Source organism: Streptomyces sp. NPDC028991, from assembly GCF_055564775.1.
Genome location: NZ_JBVHVP010000024.1, coordinates 47519 through 63911, shown reverse-complemented (window position 1 = coordinate 63911; position 16393 = coordinate 47519). Strand labels below are relative to the sequence as shown.

The window sequence follows — 16393 nt, the reverse complement described above, 5'->3', positions numbered from 1 at the left end:
TTTTGCGGTGATGTGTGTCACTGCTCCTGGGGCTCGGGCACGATCTCGGCCCACAGGTTCTCGGCCTGCAGCAGCAGCGTGCCCAGGACCGCGGTCCGGGCGGCCTCCTGCCCGGCGTGCTCCCGCAGCCCCTCCTGGAGCCGCCGGTGCAGTTCCTCCATCGTCGCCTCGGTCGCCTCCTCCGGGCCGGTCTCGGCGCTCTCGCCCAGACGAATGCCGGCCTCGGCGTGACAGGAGTCGCCGATCAGCTTCAGCAACCGCGCGTACAGGTCCAGCACCGGGCCCTCGGGCGGGGCGGGCGTCCGGTGCTCGTCGGCCGCCACCGCCAGGGTCCGGGTCAGTGCGGTGATGTTCCCCGTGACGCGACTCCACCGCTGGTCCTCCTCCTCGGGCGGGACGGGGGCGGGCGCGCGACGCAGGGCGCGCAGCGGGCCGTAGGTCAGGCGCAGGCTCTCCTGGCTCCACGACCGGGCCGACTCCAGGGCCGCCAGCCGCCGCTGCAGCCGCGCGGCGCCGCTCGACCAGCCGGCCGCCGTCTGCGCGTCCCACTCCGCCTTCCGCAGATCGTCGGCCAGGGAGTGCAGGACGTCCCCCGCCTCCCGGGCCAGCGCCGCGAGGTTCTCGCGTACGTCCCGCAGGTGGATCGGCGGCAGTACGAAGGCGTTGACCGCGACGCCGATGACCGCGCCGAGCGCGGCCTGCCCCACCCGGTGTCCGACCGCGGAGGCCGAGACCGCGGTGCCGGAGGCCAGCACGAATACCGCGGTGGTGGCCGTGTAGATGCCCTGCCCGCCGAAGCGGGTCCAGTTCGCGATCAGCATCAGCACCGGCAGGGACAGCACCAGCGCCCCCGTGGTGTCGTCCGTGAGCGCCTGCGCCGCCGATGCCATCAGGGCCCCCACGCAGATCGCCGTGAACTGCTGCACTGCCTGCCGGACCGAGCTGTAGACGGTGGCCTGTACGAGGACGAGCGCGACCCAGGGCGCCATCAGCGCCATCGGATCGCCCAGCCAGACGCCCGCCACCGCCCAGGCGATCAGCGCGGCGCCCGCGGCCTTCAGCGACTGCACGACCAGGTCGCGCTCGCGCCCGGGGCCCTGCCAGGCCGCCCGGGCGGCCCGTCCGACGGCACACGCCTCCCGCCACACCGCGGTCAGCGGCCGCCGGCCCCGGAACACCTCCCGGGCGGTATTCGTCACAGCGGTCATGCGGTGCCGGATATCCGCGCGACCGGCCGACGCGCCTCGCAGTGGGGTACGACATGGTGGCTCATGCGAACGGGCTCTCCTTCAGCGAGGCCAGCAGGCCGGCCGGGTCGGCGTAGACCGCGTCGGCGCCCGCATCCACCAGGTCGGCACGGGGCAGACCGCCGCAGAGCACCGCCACGCAGCGCACCCCGGCCCGGCTGCCCGCGCGCATGTCCCACACGGTGTCGCCGACGAAGACCGCCCGCTCGGCCGGCACCCCGGCGAGTTCCAGGGCGTGCTCCACCGGCTCGGGCGCCGGCTTCCCCGCGTCGACGTCGTCGGCGCTCGCGGTGGCGGCGATCGCGTCGTCCGCGTCGATCGCCCGCCGCAGCGCCGCCAGCTCCGGGCCGCCCGCCGAGGTGGCGAGGACCACCTTCCAGCCGTCGCCCGCCAGGCGGCGCAGCAGTTCGCCGGCGTGCGGCAGCGCGGGCAGACGGTCGAAGTACTGCCCGTACAGCGCCTTGTGGGCGGCGCTCAGCCGGTCGTCCTGGTCCGTGTCCCGGTCCGCTCCCAGCAGATGCCCGATGAGGTCCGTGGAGGCCAGGCCCACGGCACGGTGGATGGCGTGCATCGGCACCCGGTGACCCGCCTGCCGGAACGCCTCCCACCAGGTCGCCACATGCAGGTGATTGGTGTCGACGAGGGTTCCGTCGACGTCGAACACGGCCGCCCGTTCCATGCACTGTTCCCTTCCTGGTCCGTTGATCTCCCGGTGGGTACCACGTCAGCCGCCCGCCACTCCGGACGGTGTACGGCCCTGACGGGTCCAGGCCAGCAGCTCGTCCAGGGACCACGTGGTGACGACGCGCTCCGCGGGCACCCCGCACTCCTCCGCCCGCGCGCACCCGTGGATCTGCCAGTCCAGCTGGCCCGGCGCGTGCGCGTCGGTGTCGACGGAGAACAGCACGCCCGCGTCCACCGCACGGCGCAGCAGCCGACGCGGCGGATCGAGCCGCTCCGGCCGGCTGTTGATCTCCACGGCCGTGCCGGACTCCGCGCAGGCGGCGAACACCTCGTCCGCGTCGAACCGGGACTCCGGCCGCCCCCGCCCGGTCACCAGCCGCCCCGTGCAGTGCCCGAGGACGTCCGCGTGCGGATCACGTACGGCGGCCACCATGCGGCGGGTCATCGCGCGGGCGTCCATCCGCAGCTTGGAGTGCACCGACACCACGACCACGTCGAGCCGCTCCAGCAGTTCCGGTTCCTGGTCCAGCGAGCCGTCGTCGAGGATGTCGCACTCGATGCCGGTCAGCAGCCGGAACGGTGCCCAGGTCTCGTTCAGCGCCGCCACCACGTCCAGCTGCTCGCGCAGCCGCTCGGGGGACAGACCGCGCGCCACCGTCAGCCGCGGCGAGTGGTCGGTCAGCGCCGCCCACTCGTGGCCGAGGGCCGCCGCGGCCCGGCCCATCTCCTCGATCGGGCTGCCGCCGTCGGACCAGTCGGAGTGCAGATGGCAGTCGCCGCGCAGCCGCTCCCGCAGCCGCTCACCGCCCCGGGCGAGCGGGGCCCCGGCCTCACCCTCCAGCTTCTCCAGGTAGTCGGGCACCCGCCCGGCCAGTGCCTCGCGCGCCACCTGAGCCGTCTTGGGTCCGACGCCCTTGAGCGACTCAAGCGACCCGGCCCGCTCGCGCAGCTCACCGGCGGGCAGCTCACCGAGCACCCGGGCCGCGGTGCGGAAAGCGCGTACGCGGTACGTCGGCGCCTGGGACCGCTCGAGAAGGAACGCGATCCGCTCCAGCGCCTCGACGGGCTCCATCGCCACCTCCTGCTCCGGCCTGTCCGGCACGTACAGGGTTCCCCAGCGCCCCGGAACCCGCACCACGGGCCGAGCGGTTTGTACGTGTCGCACCCGGGTACTGCGATGCCCCGCGACCCGCTCCGGGCAGCCGCGGGCCGAGGAGCGGCAGAGCCGAGGAGCGCGAAAGAGGAGCGCCGAAGAGGGGCGCCGAAGAGGAGGCCGTCATGCCCAGCCCCAGCCCGTCCGACGCCAAGGTGGCCGTCATCACCGGTTCCGACTCCGGCATCGGCCGCGCCACCGCCGTACGCCTGGCCGAGGCGGGGATGGACGTCGGCATCACCTGGCACACCGACGAGAAGGGCGCCGAGCGGACCGCCGAGGAGGTCCGTGCCCTGGGACGCCGGGCCGAGACCACCCGGGTGGACCTGACCCGGCTGCCCGAGGCCGCGGACACGGTCGACGAGCTGTGCGAGCGGCTCGGCCGGATCGACGTCCTGGTCAACAACGCCGGTACCGGCACCGCCACGCCCTTCCTCGACCTGGGCCTGGACGACCTGCGGCACGTCCTGGACGTCGACCTGGCCGGCCCGTTCCTGTGCGGTCAGAACGCCGCCCGGCGCATGATCCGGCAGGGGGAGGGCGGCCGGATCGTCAACGTGACCTCCGTCCACGAGCACCAGCCCCGCGTGGGCGCCGCCCCGTACTGCGCGGCCAAGGGCGGGCTCGGCCTGCTCACCCAGGTCATGGCGATCGAACTCGCCGAGCACGGCATCACCGTCAACGCGGTGGCGCCCGGCGAGATCGCCACGCCCATGACCGGCCAGGAGGACACCGACCCGCACACCGAGCGCCGTCCCGGCGTGCCGCTGGGCCGTCCCGGCGACGCCCGCGAGGTCGCCGCCGTGATCGCCTTCCTCGCCGGGCCGGACGCCTCGTACGTCACAGGCGCGTCCTGGAGCGTCGACGGCGGCATGCTCCGGATGGGTCCGATGGCCGGATCCCATCTGACGGGCGACGACTGGCGGCGGCCCTGAGGGAGCGCGCCGCTCACCGGCCCGCTCGCCCGGCCACCACGGCGGATTGCGGCCTACCCTCTAGGCATGACCGAAATCGAGAGCCCGCACATCGGCAGTCCGCGGATCCTCGTGCTCAAGGTGCAGCCGGGCACGCCGCCGTTCCGGATCGTGGAGATCGACGGCCAGGTGGTCGGTGAGGCCAGGGCCGTCACCGACGTACTGGAGGCCGCCGCTGCCTTCGGTATCACGGTCCACGACCTGGACGACCCGGACGTGGTCCGCTGGGTGGGCGGGGACAAGTTCACCTGGATGCCGCACTAGGCGCGTCCCGGTGCCTCAGCCGACCGTCCACTTCTGGTTGGCGCCGCCCGTGCAGGTCCAGATCTGCAGCCGGGTGCCGTTGGCCGAGCTGTTGCCTGCGGCGTCGAGGCATTTGTCCGCCTGCGGATTGACGATGTCGCGCGCCGCGGTGACGACCCACCGCTGGGCGGCGCTGCCGTTGCAGTCCCACAGTTGGACGGCCGTGCCGTCCGCCGTGCCGCCGGCGTTGACGTCCAGGCATTTGCCGAGCGCCCGGATCGTGCCGTCGGAGCCCACCGTCCACCGCTGGGCCGCGGTGCCGTTGCAGTCGTAGAGCTGTACGGGGGTGCCGTTGGCGGAGTTCGCCGCGGCGACGTCCACGCACTTGCCGCCGAGGCCGGTGATCGCGCCGCCGGTCGACGAGTCGCTCGTCGTCACCGAGACGTGGTCCACCACCAGCGACTGCGGGAAGACCGTGGAGCCGTCCGGGTCGCCGGGCCAGTAGCCGCCGACCGCTAGGTTGAGGATCAGGAAGTACGGCCTGTTGAACACCCACTGCTTCCCGCCCAGGTCGGCCGGGGTGCGCCGCTGGTAGACGTTCCCGTCCACCGACCAGGTGATCGAGTCGGGCGCCCAGTCGACGGCGAAGGTGTGGAAGCCGTCCGCGAAGGCCTGGCCGTTCGGCAGGGTGTAGCCGGCGCCGATGCCGCCCGCGCCGGAGTAGCCGGGACCGTGGATGGTGCCGTGGACGGTGGAGGGCTCGAAGCCGACGTTCTCCATGATGTCGATCTCGCCGGAGTCCGGCCAGTTCACCGGGGTGCCGAGCATCCAGAACGCGGGCCACATGCCCTGCCCGCGCGGCACCTTCATCCGTGCCTCGACGTGCCCGTACTGCGCGGTGAACTTCCCGGAGGTGTTGAGCCGGGCCGAGGTGTACTGGCAGGTGCCGTACCAGCACTGGTAGTTGGCCGGGTTCTCCTTGCGGGCCGTGATGACCAGGTTCCCCTGGCCGTCCAGGGCCGCGTTCCTGTTGCCGGAGGTGTAGTACTGCCGTTCGTGGTTGTTGACGTTGTCACCGGTCTCGGTCTGCCACTTCGAGGAGTCGACGGCCGCACCGGCCGGCCCGTCGAAGGTGTCGGAGAACGTCACGGCGGCGGCCGAGGCGCCGGCCGCCCCGGGAGTGTCCGGTTCCGCCTGGGCGGGGCCGGTCACCAGGGACGCGGCCAGCCCGGTGGACAGGGCGGCGGCGAGGAGACATCTGCGGAGCAGGCGTGGACGGGCCACGGCTCTCCCTTCCGTACGGCGTCCCGGGGACGGGGACGCCGACCGAGGTGGGGGGTTGGGGTGTCGTCTCTTGATTTAAGTAGTGAGCTAAGTGGTGGTCAATACCTTGGTACGGACCACCTGTTCCCTGCGGTCAGCCGCGGGGCCGACGCGCGTGCACCGCGCGGCTCATCCGACGCCCCAGGATCAGGTAACCGACCAACGCGCCCGTGGTGTTCAGGATGACGTCGTCGATGTCGAAGGCCCGCCCGGTGACCAGGGCGCCCTGCGCGAACTCCACCAGCAGCATCACGACGGCGGTGAGCAGCAGCACCCGCAGCAGCCCGCGGGTGCGCGGGGCGACGACCGGGACCAGCACGCCGAACGGGACACCCAGCAGGATGTTGCCGCCGATCTGCTTGACGGCGTCCCGCAGCGCCGGCTGGTCCAGATAGGCCTTCAGCGAGCGGCCGGGGTGCATGTTGGTGTGCGTCAGCGCCTCCGACGCGGGGGAGGGGTGCAGGGTCAGCCGTGCCAGTACGACGGCGAACGCCACCATGAAGGCGAAGGCGCAGGCCATCGCCAGCAGTCGCAACGCCAGGGCGGCGGGGCGCCGTTCGCTCCGGTCGGCCTCGTCGGCCTTGGCGGTGCGGGGGCGCAGTAGGGAGCGCGGCTTCGAGGCGGCACGAGCCATTCGGTCCTCCAGTCGTCAACTTCCCCGCGTGGCCGTGCGGTTACCCGCCGAACGGCCGAGGATGCGGGTGCCGGGCGGTGGCTGCTCTCAGGGCCCGTAGGTCACCCGCACCTCCTCGAAGCCGAGGGAGTGCAGCAACCCCCTGAGCATCGCCGTGGTGTTGCTCTCGGCACGCGCCTTCAGCTCGCTGTCCTTCGCGGCGTCGCCGATGTGCCGCGCCGCGAGTTTCTGCACGGCCTGTTCGCCGTTCGGGTTGTCCGAGAACAGGTCGCCGAGGCGGTCGAGGAGCCCGCGCTGCTTGGACACGGCGTAGGAGCGGTCGGGGTCGAGGGCCGGCTCGCCGAGCGCCGCGTGCGGCAGCCGGAGCGTGGCCGTCGTGCGGTCGCCGTCGACCGTCACGTCGTCCTCCGCCACCTTGCCGAGGTCGACGAAGGCGTCGACGGTGCCCGCCCCGACGTACAGGGTGCGGGTGCCGCGGATCGCGTCCGGCAGGAGCTTGGCGTCCTTCTCCAGGTCCACCACCACCTGGAAGTTGCCGGAGGCTGCCTCGTACCGGCTGATGTCCTGGACGGACTCCAGCAGCGCAGGGCCCGAGCGGTCCTGGGTCTCGGTGCCGAACAGGTCCTTCAGCCCCGGTAGGACACTCAGCCGGAGCCCCGCGAACAGCACGACGAGCACGAGCACGACGGCGCTCAGTGCCTTCGCCCAGCCGGGCATGCGCCGGGGGAGGTTCCTGATGGGAGTCGTCATGGCGACGGCCCTCCTTCCTACTGTCCGGATGCCCCTCATCTCCCCTGCCAGACCGAGCAGTTGGCGGTGGGAGCAGCGGGCCGGCGCGTGGCGGGCGCGTGCGGCGGCTCAGTGCGGTGGCCTGAGCAGGCGGTCCTGCGACGGCCGGGACGACCACACCGCCTCCCCGCGCGTGAGGCCGGGCAGCCGCAGCTCGGCCTCCCGTACTCGCCGGGCCGGCAGCTCGCCCGTGATCAGCCAGGCGGGGTCGCCGCCCGCCGTGCCGGTGAAGTCCGCGCCCAGCGAGGCGAGCCGGCCCGTCACGGCGGCGAGCGCGTCCGGCGGAACCTCCGCCTCGAAGGCGTGGTACGGCTCGTACAGCAGCGTCCCCGCCCGCCGCAGGGCCCGGCGCAGCACGATCGGGGTCAGCCCGCGGAAGTCGGCGGCGGTGCTCACCGGGGAGCTGAATCCGGAGCGGATCAGCGTGACCCGGTAGTCCGTGACCTCGGCGCCGGTCAGGCCGGTCAGCAGCGTGGCGTGGACCGTCTCCTCGACGGCCTGGTGGAAGGCACGGGGAAGCGCGCCGAGTTCCGTCTCGTAGGCGAACACCCCGCCCGAGCCGCGCGGCCCGGGCTCGACCCGCAGCCCGATCGTCGCCCAGTACCGGGTGCGGTCGAGCCACGGCATCTCCTCCACGGCCTCGCCGGTGCCGGCCGGGCGCTCCAGGAACCGCACGCGGCCCGGCGCGAACTCCGCCTCGATGCCGAACTCCTCCGCCAGCGTCGCCGCGAGCACCTCCATCTGGACCTCGCCGTACAGGAGCAGCGAGGTGGCGCCCGACGCCGCCGGGCGGGCGTGCAGCAGCGGGTCCTGGTCGGCCAGCGCCAGCAGGGCGGAACGCAGCGGCGCCGCCTGCTCGGTATGCCGGGCCCGGACCAGGGTTTCGAGGGTCGGCGGTGCGAACTGCGGGGCGCGCCCGGTCAGGTCGCCCAGCCGGTCGCCGACGCGCAGGCCGCCGGGAACGGTGAGTGCGGCGATGTTCCCCGCGGTGAGCGTCGCGGCCCCGCCCACCACGTCCAGGCGCGTCACCCGACCGGGGACCTCGGTGGTCCGCCCGTCGGACTCGCGCCGCAGGAACGTCAGCCGCCGGCGCGGGCGCACCTCACCGTCGTACAGGCGCAGATACGCCGTCCGCTCGCCGCCGGGGCCGGGGCGTACGGCGAAGACCGTGCCGCGCGGCGCCGCGGGGCCCACCGTGGCGGGTGCGGCGGCCGGGACCATCCGGACCAGGCCCTCGACCAGCTCCGCGACGCCCTGGCCGCCGAGCGCGGAGCCGTGGTACAGCGGGTGGAACGTGCCGTCGGCGGTGCGGGCGGCGAGCGCGGCGGCGAGGTCCCCGGCGGTCGGCTCCGGGCCGTCCACCAGTGCCGTCAGGATGTCCGGGTCGACCTCGGCGAGCGCCTCGGCGGTCCGCTCGTCCGGCGGACGGCGCACGACGCGGGCGTGTGCGGTGCCGGCACCCGTCACCCGCGTCAGCGGTGCGACGTGCGGCGTCAGCAGGCGTTTGACGTCGGTGAGCAGGTCCTCGGTGCGCGCCCCGGCCCGGTCGACCTTGTTGACGAAGATGAGCGTGGGCAGCCGAAGCCGCCGCAGGGTGCGCATCAGCACGCGGGTCCGCGCCTGTACCCCCTCCACGGCGGACAGCAGCAGCACCGCACCGTCGAGGACCTCCAGGGCGCGCTCGACCTCGGCGACGAAGTCCGAGTGTCCCGGGGTGTCGATCAGGTTGACCTGGGTGTCGCCGACGCTCAAGGCGGCGACGGCGGAGCGGATGGTGATGCCGCGGCGGCGCTCGATCCCGCCGTCGTCCGTACGGGTGTCGCCGGCGTCGACGCTGCCGAGCCGGTCGATCGCGCCGTGGTCGAACAGGAGCCGTTCGGTGAGGCTGGTCTTACCGGCGTCGACGTGGGCCAGGATGCCGATGTTCAGGGTGGTCGGGGTGTTCGGAGTGCCCGGGGTGCCCGGGGTGTTCGGGATGTGCATGCGGGGTCGAGTCCTCGATGACCGTGGGCCGGAAGGGGCGCTGGGCGATGTCGAGGAGTCGGCGCATGCGAGGGGATCCTGACCTGAGGAAACACGGACGGCGTCATCATGGCCCCACCCCCCGGGGCCGCCGCAACCGGATATCCGTAAGCTGAGGTCCCCGGCCGGTCAGGATCATGCTAGGAGCGGTCCGTGCGAGACATCGCCGTGTTCAGCGGTAGTGCCCATCCCGAGCTGGCCGAGGAGGTCTGCGCGCATCTGGGCGTCCCGCTGAGCCCCACCCGGGTCAGCCGGTTCGCCAACGACTGCCTGGAGGTGCAGCTCCAGGCCAACTGCCGGGAGCGGGACGTCTTCCTGGTACAGCCGCTGGTCAAGCCGGTCCAGGAGCACCTCGTCGAGCTGCTGCTGATGTGCGACGCGGCCCGCGGGGCGTCGGCCGGCCGCATCACCGTCGTCATGCCGCACTACTCCTACGCCCGCTCCGACAAGAAGGACGCGCCCCGCATCTCCCTGGGCGGGCGTCTGGTGGCGGACCTGCTGGTGGCGGCGGGCGCGAGCCGGGTGCTCGCCATGACCCTGCACTCGCCGCAGGTACACGGCTTCTTCTCGGTCCCGGTCGACCATCTGCACGCCCTGCGGGAGCTGGCCGCGCACTTCCGCCAGTACGACCTGTCCCGCACCACGGTCGTCTCGCCGGACCTGGGCAACGCCAAGGAGGCCGCCGCGTTCGCCCGGTTGCTCGGCGCCCAGGTCGCGGCCGGTGCCAAGCAGCGGTACGCCGACGACCGGGTCAGCATCAGCGCCGTGATCGGGGATGTCGCCGGGCGCGACGTCATCGTGCTCGACGACGAGATCGCCAAGGGCAGCACCGTGCTGGAACTGCTGGACCGGCTGCGGGAGGCGGGCCCGCGCACGATCCGGGTCGCCTGTACGCACGGGCTGTTCGCGGCCGGGGCGCTCAAGCGGCTCAGCGAGCAGCCGGACGTGCTGGAGATCGTGTGCACCAACACCGTGCCGGTGCCGGCCGACGACCACACGGAGAAGCTGCGGATCCTCTCCATCGCCCCGGCGCTCGCCGAGGCCGTGCGCCGCATCCACAACGGCGAGTCGGTCAGCGCCCTGTTCGACGCCCCGCCGGCCCGCTGACGCGGAGTACCTCCTCCAGGGTCGGCCGCGGCGGCAGCAGCCGTGCCAGGCCGGTGATCCGCAGCATGCGCAGGGTCAGCGGGTGGGTGCACACCAGGTGCACCTGCCCGCCCCGGTCGAGCACCCGGTGACGGGCCCGGTACAGCAGCCGCAGTCCCGAGCAGTCGAAGAACCCGACCCCGCTCAGGTCGAGCACGACCAGGGCGTCGGGGCGCTCCGTCTCCCGGTCCAGGTGCGGGGCGATCCGCTCGGCCGAGGCGATGTCGATCTCGCCCCGGAACTCCAGCACCGTGTACCCCCGGTCGCGGCGCACGTGCAGATGCCGGGTGGGCGACGGGGATTGCTGCCGCACGACGACCTTGCCTCCAGCCTGTTCCGGGGGCTCGACTACCTACGCTCAACTACCTACGCTCAACTACCTACTCCGCTCGAAAAGTTACCCCGATCGAGCGAGTTTGAGCATGTTCGATTGACATATGTCATCGAAATCTCACACCCGGCGGTCAGTCGACCACGAGGACCAGCTTCCCCGTGGTGCGGCCGGTCTCGCCGAGTGCGTGCGCCTGCGCCGCGTCGGCCAGCGGGAACGTCTGCGCGATCGTGGCCCGCAGCTTCCCCGACTCGACCAGAGCGGCGATCTCCCGCATGTCCGCCCGGTCGGCGTCCACGAGCATCCGCACCGCGCGCACGCCCAGCCGCTCGGCCTCCTCGTAGAACTCGTCCGACCCGACCGGCAGGATCGACACCACCACCCCGCCCGGCCGCAGCACGCGCAGCGACCGCAGGGACGTGTCGCCACCGATCGTGTCCAGGACGACGTCGACGTCCCCCACAGCCTCGGCGAAGTCCGTCTCCCGGTAGTCCACCGTCTCGTCCGCCCCGAGGGAGCGCAGGAACTCGTGCTTGCCCGCGCTGGCGGTGCCGATCACGTGTGCGCCCCGGGCCTTGGCGATCTGCACCGCCACGTGGCCGACACCGCCGGCCGCCGCATGGACCAGTACCCGCTGACCCGGCCGGACGTCCGCCCGCTCCACCAGCGCCTGCCACGCCGTCAGCGACACCAGGGGGAGCGCGCCCGCCTGGACGTGGTCGATTCCGGCCGGCTTGTGGATGAAGGCGCGGGCGGGAGCGGTGACGTACTGCGCGTGGGAGCCGTGGCCGAACGGGTAGGACAGCATGCCGAACACCTCGTCACCGGGCCGGAAGGCGGCGACGCCGATCCCCACCGCGTCCACCACGCCCGAGACGTCCCAGCCCAGCACGAAGGGCGGATCGCCGAGGAAGCCGCCGTTCGCCCGGTGCTTCCAGTCGGTCGGGTTCACTCCGGCGGCACGCACCCTGACCAGCACCTCGTTCGGGCGCGGCTCGGGGCGCTGTGGCCGTACTTCCTTCAGGACCTCGGGACCGCCGAGGACGTCCTGGCTGATGGCTCGCATGGTGTTCACGTCGCTCATGGTCACCCAGCTTGCCCCGCTCCGCCACGTCGGCGAAACAGTGCGGTCACCCCCTGGCGGACCGTGACGGAATCCTCACTTCCGCAGGACCGTGGAATTGATCTTTTAGGCATCCCAGCCGATAAGCTCCGTGTCGGCGCCGCGAGTTGACACGATCGCGACGAGTCGGCTCGCGATGCGTACCCATGAGTGCGGTCCCCCTTGCACACCCACCCCCCCGTTCGATCGTTTTGCTTCGAAGGATGCAGATGGAACTCGCCACTCCGCCACCGGCGGCGCGGGCCCCTGTCGCCTGGTACAGCTGGTGGCTGATGCCACTGGGCCTGGGAGGCGGGACGGTAGCCGCCACGTTCATGAGCTCGGAACGAATATCCGCCACCGTCGCCGGAGTCGTGGCGACGGCCGCCGGCACCGTGTGCGTACGCCTCCTCCTGCGCACCCGGGCGCAACTGCGCCGGACCGAGGACGCCCACCGCGCCACGCAGGCCGAGCAATCCCGGCAGTGGCAGCAGCACGTGGCCGGCCTGGAGCGCAAGTTCTCGGCCGAACGCGCCGGACTGGACGCACAGCTCACCGAGCAGGCACGGGCGCACGAGGCGCGGCTGTCGGAGCACGACCGGGCCTACGAGGACCGGCTGGCCGAGCAGGCCACGACGTACGAGACTCGCCTCGCCGAGCAGAACGAGGCCTGGCAGGAGCAGCTGGGCCACCAGCTGGCCGCGGTCTCCCGGCTCGCCGACGAGCAGTTGCCCGACGCGATGCGCAGATTGCGCGCCGGGGATGCCATCGACGACATCCTGCCGACCGTCGAGCAGTGCGCCAAGGTCGGCGCCGACCTCCAGGCCGAACTGCGCAAGGTCCTCAGGACCGCGCTGATCGGCGTCGAGGCGGAGTTCGACCGCTCGACCTCCGCCGAGCAGGCCGTCATCGGCGTGGGCAACCGCATCCACGTCCTGACCGGCAAACTCCGTGGCAGGCTGCACGAGATGCAGGGTGAGCACGGACGACTGCCGGCCGTCGCCCGGGGGCTGATGGAACTCGACCAGGCCATCGGCCCGGCCGACTGCCTCGCCGCCAGCATCGGTGTGCTCGGCGGCTCCGACCGCCCGGGACGGCAGTGGCAGGAGCCGCAGCGCCTGCTGAGCGTGATGCGCGGCGGCATCGGCCGAATCAAGGACTTCCACCGGGTCCAGCTGCGTCATCTGCCCGAACTGGGCGTCGACGGCGGCCTGGTGGACCACCTCACGCTGGTCTTCGCCCACCTGCTGGACAACGCCGCGCGCTACTCGCCGCCCACCGAGCCGGTGGTCGTCTCCGGCAAGGAGGTCCCCAACGGTGTCGGCATCGAGATCCAGGACTCCGGCAAGGGACTGAGCGAGGAGAAGAAGCGCGAGGCCGAACACGCCCTCGCGGGCACCTCGCCCGGCCCGGGCCTCGGCGGTATCTCGGAGGACGCCAACATCGGTCTGCGTGTCGTCGGCGCCCTCGCCCGCCGCTACGGCATCCGGGTGACGTTCGCCGACTCGCCGTGGCTGGGTACGTCTGTCGTAGTCGTTGTACCGCACAAGTACTTCGCTCCGCTGCCGGCGGCCACCAGCGCCGGCGCCACGGCGCCGGAGGCACCGTCGGCTGCCACGGCACCACGCGCCACGGCGTTCCCCGCCGCCGCGGCGCCGGCGCCCGCCGACGGCGATACCGGCGCCGTGGAGACCACCCCGGGCGGGCTGCCCCGGCGCCGGAGCAGGCGCGGCGACCCGGCCCCCGGGCAGGTCCCGGCGGCCGGGTCCGCCGGGCACGCCGACGGGACCCATACGGCCGAACGGGCCGCCGCGCCCGCCGTCCCCGCCGTCCCCGCCGTCCCGCCGGACGCCTCCTTCGCCGGCCTTGCCGCGTTCGCCACCGCCGGGCGCGTTCCCGGCGCGGTGACCGGGGCCTCCCCGCCACCGGAGACCGCCGACGTCCGTGACCCGAACACCGGTGGCGCGTCCACCGAGCACCGCACTGAAGAGAGCGACTAGTCCCCATGACGCACCAGGGAACCGACGTGAGCTGGGCGCTCCGCGACCTTGTGGAGAGCATCCAGGAGATCCGCTTCGCCCTCGTGGCCTCCAGCGACGGCAAGGCCATCACCTCCTACGGCGCCGAAGACCCCGACGACGTGGACCGTTTCGCCGCCGTGGTGGCCGGACTGCAGGCGCTGGCCCAGCCGGTCGCCGAGCAGTTCCCGCAGCACGCGGGGCAACTGCGGCTGGCGATGATCGAAGTGGACGGCGGGCACCTCTTCGTCGTCCGCGCGGGCCTGGAGACGTATCTGGGCGTCCTCGCCCGCGAAGGCCTCGACCAGGGGCTGCTCGGCCATCAGATGCGCGACCTGGCCCGCAGGATGGGTGAACTCCTCGGCACCACTCCGCGCCAGGAGGAGCACTCTGGATGAGTGCACCCCGCCGACCGACCGATCCGTCCGGTCTCGAGCGCTACTACGTCCTCACCGGAGGGCGCAGCGGGCCGGGCGGTTCGGCGTCGACCCTCGACGTGGCGACCCTCGTCGTCTCCCGAGCCGTTCCCGCACCGGGCATGCAGCACGAGCACGAGGAGATTCTCCGGCGCTGCCGCGAACCGCTGTCGGTGGCCGAACTCGGCGCCCACCTCCACCTGCCCTTCAACATTCTCGCGGTGCTGCTGTCCGACCTGCTCCAGGCAGGCCGCGTCGAAGCCCGTGATCCCATCCCGGCACACGACGCCGGCCGCGGGCCCGACCTCGCGCTCCTTGAGGAGGTACTCAGTGGACTTGAAAGGCTTTGACCGACCGGGGTCACCGACGTCCGGGGACACCCGCTCGGTGAAGGTGATGATCGCGGGCGGCTTCGGCACGGGCAAGACCACCATGGTCCGCTCCGTCAGCGACATCAAGCCGCTGACCACCGAGGAGACACTCACGCAGGCCAGCGCCGGCGTCGACCACCTCATCGGCGTCGCCGACAAGACGCAGACCACCGTCAGCCTGGACTTCGGCAAGATCGGCCTCAACGACACGCTGATGCTCTACCTGTTCGGCACCCCGGGCCAGGAGAGGTTCTGGTTCCTGTGGAACGGCCTGTTCAAGGGCGCGCTCGGCGCGGTCGTCCTGGTGGACACCCGGCGGCTGGCCTCCAGTTTCCGGGCGATCGAGGAGATGGAGCGGCAGAAGGTCCCCTTCGTCATCGCGCTCAACGTCTTCCCCGACTCCCGTGACTACCCGGTCGAGGAGATCCGGGACGCCCTCGACATCCCCCCGCACACGCCGGTCGTCGCCTTCGACGCCCGCGACCGCACCGCCAGCCGCGACGTGCTCGTCACCCTGATTCGGCACCTGAAGGACCGCTCGGCCGCCGCCCTGGAGCCCCGATGAACGACGACCAGACCCCGTCCGGCCCCACCGGCGGCGGCTGCCCCGTCGCCCACGGCGAGGACGTCACCCGCCTCTACGGCCCCGGGGCGGCCACCGACCCGCACGACATCTACACGCGGCTCCGCAAGGAGTACGGCAGCGTCGCACCGGTGCTGCTGGAGGGCGACGTCCCCGCCTGGCTGGTGCTCGGGTACCGGGAGAACCGGCGGGTGCTGGACAACCCCCTTCAGTTCAGCCGCGACTCGCGGATCTGGCGGGACTTCCGGGACGGCCGGGTCGAGGCGACGTCCCCGCTGATGCAGATGGTCGGCTGGCGCCCCGACTGCGTCTCCCAGGACGGCGAACCGCACCGCCGGCTGCGCGGGGCGGTCACCGACAACCTGTACGCCGTGGCCGGCCGGGGTATCCGCCGGCACGCCACACACTTCGCCAACAAGCAGATCGACGCGTTCGCCGACGCGGGCCGCGCCGACCTGGTGGCCGATTTCGCCGAGTACCTGCCCATGCTGGTCCTCACCCGCGTCTTCGGACTCGCCGAGCGGGAGGGGCGCAACCTCGCCGAGTCCAGCAAGCAGGTGATCAAGGGGGGTGCGGACGCCCTCACGCACAACGAGCGCATCATGGGCATCCTGGGCGAACTCGCCGCGCGCAAGCGCCAGGAGCCCGGATCCGACTTCACCTCCGGCCTCATCGGGCACCACTCCGGCCTCGACGAGGACGAGATCGTCAACCACCTGCGCCTGGTGCTGATCACCGCCCACACCACGACCAGCAATCTGCTGGCCCGGGCGCTCCAGCTCCTCCTCACCGACACCTCCTGGCTCTCCGGCCTGGTGAGCGGTCAGCTGAACCTGTCCACACTCGTGGAGGAGGTGATGTGGAACTCCCCGCCGCTCGCCGTGCTGCCGGGCCGGTTCGCCACCGCCGACCTGGAACTCGGCGGCTGCCCGGTCAAGGAGGGCGACCTGCTCGTACTGGGCCTCGCGGCGGGCAACCACGACCCCGAGATCCGGCCCGACACCGCCGTCTCGGTCCAGGGCAACGCCTCACACCTCGCCTTCAGCGCCGGCCCCCACGAGTGCCCGGGGCAGAACATCGGCCAGGCCATCATCGAGACGGCCGTCGACGTCCTGCTGCACCGTCTGCCGGGGCTCCGCCTGGCGGTCCCCGCGGCCGAGCTCACCTCCACGGCCTCCACCTGGGAGTCACGGCTGGACAGCCTGCCGGTGGAGTTCGCCGTCTAGCGCCGCGCGGAGTACGTGCCGGGGGGGGGGGGGGGGGGCCCCCCCCCGAGGGGGGGGCCCTGGTTGCCCCCCGTAAGACCAGGGGCCACCACCCCCCCTCTCAACCCCTTCCCCCCCGCCAACCCGACACC

17 protein-coding genes are annotated in these 16393 nt (G+C 72.7%); 8 read left to right on the top strand and 9 right to left on the bottom strand.

All coding sequences use genetic code 11. The annotated features are described in order from the left end of the window. Positions 1-17: 17 nt before the first annotated feature. From ACZ4V1_RS30760 to ACZ4V1_RS30750, 3 genes are all read right to left on the bottom strand, one after another. Complete coding sequence (locus tag ACZ4V1_RS30760) at positions 18-1208, bottom strand: FUSC family protein (protein ID WP_468342618.1); 1191 nt, start codon at positions 1206-1208, stop codon at positions 18-20. A 61-nt stretch (positions 1209-1269) separates the two neighbouring features. Next, a complete protein-coding gene (locus tag ACZ4V1_RS30755) occupies positions 1270-1926 on the bottom strand; it encodes an HAD family hydrolase (protein ID WP_468342615.1) in 657 nt (218 codons plus the stop codon). A 45-nt stretch (positions 1927-1971) separates the two neighbouring features. Further along, positions 1972-3003: a PHP domain-containing protein gene (locus ACZ4V1_RS30750; protein ID WP_468342675.1), complete on the bottom strand. Its 1032-nt coding sequence runs from the start codon at positions 3001-3003 to the stop codon at positions 1972-1974. 206 nt (positions 3004-3209) lie between these two features. On the opposite strand from ACZ4V1_RS30750, the gene ACZ4V1_RS30745 reads away from it, so the two are divergent. Then, positions 3210-4019, top strand: coding sequence for an SDR family oxidoreductase (locus ACZ4V1_RS30745; RefSeq protein ID WP_468342612.1), 810 nt, complete (start codon positions 3210-3212; stop codon positions 4017-4019). A gap of 66 nt (positions 4020-4085) precedes the next feature. Further along, positions 4086-4322: a hypothetical protein gene (locus ACZ4V1_RS30740; RefSeq protein WP_055421180.1), complete on the top strand. Its 237-nt coding sequence runs from the start codon at positions 4086-4088 to the stop codon at positions 4320-4322. 15 nt (positions 4323-4337) lie between these two features. Here ACZ4V1_RS30740 and ACZ4V1_RS30735 read toward each other — a convergent pair whose 3' ends face one another. The 4 genes from ACZ4V1_RS30735 to otr(A) all read right to left on the bottom strand — a co-directional run bounded on the left by ACZ4V1_RS30735 (position 4338) and on the right by otr(A) (position 9030). After that, positions 4338-5585, bottom strand: a complete 1248-nt coding sequence (locus tag ACZ4V1_RS30735; RefSeq protein ID WP_468342608.1) for a ricin-type beta-trefoil lectin domain protein — start codon at positions 5583-5585, stop codon at positions 4338-4340. A gap of 133 nt (positions 5586-5718) precedes the next feature. Further along, positions 5719-6258: a VanZ family protein gene (locus ACZ4V1_RS30730; RefSeq protein ID WP_468342605.1), complete on the bottom strand. Its 540-nt coding sequence runs from the start codon at positions 6256-6258 to the stop codon at positions 5719-5721. 87 nt (positions 6259-6345) lie between these two features. Continuing rightward, positions 6346-7008: a DUF4230 domain-containing protein gene (locus tag ACZ4V1_RS30725; protein ID WP_468342602.1), complete on the bottom strand. Its 663-nt coding sequence runs from the start codon at positions 7006-7008 to the stop codon at positions 6346-6348. Positions 7009-7116: 108 nt separating this feature from the next. Continuing rightward, positions 7117-9030, bottom strand: coding sequence for a tetracycline resistance ribosomal protection protein Otr(A) (otr(A), locus tag ACZ4V1_RS30720; RefSeq protein ID WP_468342599.1), 1914 nt, complete (start codon positions 9028-9030; stop codon positions 7117-7119). A 192-nt stretch (positions 9031-9222) separates the two neighbouring features. On the opposite strand from otr(A), the gene ACZ4V1_RS30715 reads away from it, so the two are divergent. After that, positions 9223-10176, top strand: a complete 954-nt coding sequence (locus ACZ4V1_RS30715) for a ribose-phosphate diphosphokinase (protein WP_468342596.1) — start codon at positions 9223-9225, stop codon at positions 10174-10176. Here ACZ4V1_RS30715 and ACZ4V1_RS30710 read toward each other — a convergent pair. Together ACZ4V1_RS30710 and ACZ4V1_RS30705 are read right to left on the bottom strand one after the other, a co-directional pair. Continuing rightward, the gene (locus ACZ4V1_RS30710; RefSeq protein ID WP_468342593.1) at positions 10142-10528 is read right to left on the bottom strand and encodes an anti-sigma factor antagonist; all 387 of its coding nucleotides are present in this window, start codon (positions 10526-10528) and stop codon (positions 10142-10144) included. The genes ACZ4V1_RS30715 and ACZ4V1_RS30710 overlap by 35 nt on opposite strands. A 151-nt stretch (positions 10529-10679) precedes the next feature. Further along, entirely contained in the window at positions 10680-11630 is a 951-nt protein-coding gene (locus ACZ4V1_RS30705) for an NADP-dependent oxidoreductase (protein ID WP_468342590.1), read from the bottom strand. A gap of 248 nt (positions 11631-11878) precedes the next feature. On the opposite strand from ACZ4V1_RS30705, the gene ACZ4V1_RS30700 reads away from it, so the two are divergent. Genes ACZ4V1_RS30700 through ACZ4V1_RS30680 form a run of 5 tightly spaced genes read left to right on the top strand, consistent with a single transcriptional unit; the run spans position 11879 to position 16262 of the window. Next, on the top strand, positions 11879-13648 hold the full coding sequence (locus tag ACZ4V1_RS30700; protein ID WP_468342587.1) for a sensor histidine kinase: 1770 nt from the start codon (positions 11879-11881) through the stop codon (positions 13646-13648). Between the two features lie 5 nt (positions 13649-13653). Next, complete coding sequence (locus ACZ4V1_RS30695; RefSeq protein WP_019327713.1) at positions 13654-14064, top strand: roadblock/LC7 domain-containing protein; 411 nt, start codon at positions 13654-13656, stop codon at positions 14062-14064. Beyond that, complete coding sequence (locus tag ACZ4V1_RS30690; protein ID WP_468342584.1) at positions 14061-14432, top strand: DUF742 domain-containing protein; 372 nt, start codon at positions 14061-14063, stop codon at positions 14430-14432. Before ACZ4V1_RS30695 ends, ACZ4V1_RS30690 begins: the two co-directional genes overlap by 4 nt. Beyond that, positions 14413-15018: a GTP-binding protein gene (locus ACZ4V1_RS30685; protein ID WP_468342581.1), complete on the top strand. Its 606-nt coding sequence runs from the start codon at positions 14413-14415 to the stop codon at positions 15016-15018. Before ACZ4V1_RS30690 ends, ACZ4V1_RS30685 begins: the two co-directional genes overlap by 20 nt. Continuing rightward, positions 15015-16262, top strand: a complete 1248-nt coding sequence (locus tag ACZ4V1_RS30680; RefSeq protein ID WP_468342578.1) for a cytochrome P450 — start codon at positions 15015-15017, stop codon at positions 16260-16262. The genes ACZ4V1_RS30685 and ACZ4V1_RS30680 overlap by 4 nt, the downstream gene beginning before the upstream one ends. The last annotated feature ends 131 nt before the right edge of the window (positions 16263-16393 follow it).

What these genes read in the sequence shown, in the direction of transcription:
- ACZ4V1_RS30760 (WP_468342618.1), bottom strand. Translation starts at nt 1,208, where the DNA reads ATGACCGCTGTGACGAATACCGCCCGGGAGGTGTTCCGGGGCCGGCGG.
- ACZ4V1_RS30755 (WP_468342615.1), bottom strand. Translation starts at nt 1,926, where the DNA reads ATGGAACGGGCGGCCGTGTTCGACGTCGACGGAACCCTCGTCGACACC.
- ACZ4V1_RS30750 (WP_468342675.1), bottom strand. Translation starts at nt 3,003, where the DNA reads ATGGAGCCCGTCGAGGCGCTGGAGCGGATCGCGTTCCTTCTCGAGCGG.
- ACZ4V1_RS30745 (WP_468342612.1), top strand. Translation starts at nt 3,210, where the DNA reads ATGCCCAGCCCCAGCCCGTCCGACGCCAAGGTGGCCGTCATCACCGGT.
- ACZ4V1_RS30740 (WP_055421180.1), top strand. Translation starts at nt 4,086, where the DNA reads ATGACCGAAATCGAGAGCCCGCACATCGGCAGTCCGCGGATCCTCGTG.
- ACZ4V1_RS30730 (WP_468342605.1), bottom strand. Translation starts at nt 6,258, where the DNA reads ATGGCTCGTGCCGCCTCGAAGCCGCGCTCCCTACTGCGCCCCCGCACC.
- ACZ4V1_RS30725 (WP_468342602.1), bottom strand. Translation starts at nt 7,008, where the DNA reads ATGACGACTCCCATCAGGAACCTCCCCCGGCGCATGCCCGGCTGGGCG.
- ACZ4V1_RS30705 (WP_468342590.1), bottom strand. Translation starts at nt 11,630, where the DNA reads ATGAGCGACGTGAACACCATGCGAGCCATCAGCCAGGACGTCCTCGGC.
- ACZ4V1_RS30700 (WP_468342587.1), top strand. Translation starts at nt 11,879, where the DNA reads ATGGAACTCGCCACTCCGCCACCGGCGGCGCGGGCCCCTGTCGCCTGG.
- ACZ4V1_RS30695 (WP_019327713.1), top strand. Translation starts at nt 13,654, where the DNA reads ATGACGCACCAGGGAACCGACGTGAGCTGGGCGCTCCGCGACCTTGTG.
- ACZ4V1_RS30690 (WP_468342584.1), top strand. Translation starts at nt 14,061, where the DNA reads ATGAGTGCACCCCGCCGACCGACCGATCCGTCCGGTCTCGAGCGCTAC.
- ACZ4V1_RS30680 (WP_468342578.1), top strand. Translation starts at nt 15,015, where the DNA reads ATGAACGACGACCAGACCCCGTCCGGCCCCACCGGCGGCGGCTGCCCC.